The following is a 265-nucleotide window of genomic DNA, read 5'->3' as shown; positions in this document are numbered from 1 at the left end:
CAATACTGCCGCCTGAATTTCATCTAACCTCGAGTTGAGTCCCTGATAAATATTGACGTATTTCTGATCAGATCCATAATTGGACAATGCTCTGATTGTTTTTGCTAAATTTTCATCATTGGTTGTAACGGCTCCCGCATCTCCCAAAGCACCAAGGTTTTTCCCCGGATAAAAGCTGAAGCCGGCAGCATCTCCGAAACTGCCTGTTTTTTTTCCTTTCCATTCTGCGCCGATCGCCTGAGCATTATCTTCAATGATTTTTAAC

1 protein-coding gene is annotated in these 265 nt (G+C 42.6%); it reads right to left on the bottom strand.

The genetic code is table 11. From position 1 onward, the window contains the following. The coding region (locus ACR9ZK_RS22225) for a DegT/DnrJ/EryC1/StrS family aminotransferase (RefSeq protein WP_481344110.1) at window positions 1-265 on the bottom strand (265 nt) is incomplete at both ends.

The organism is Monashia sp. HAY1-5C, from assembly GCF_056755255.1.
Note: the sequence above shows the minus strand (reverse complement) of the source record. Positions and strands in the feature narration are given on the sequence as shown.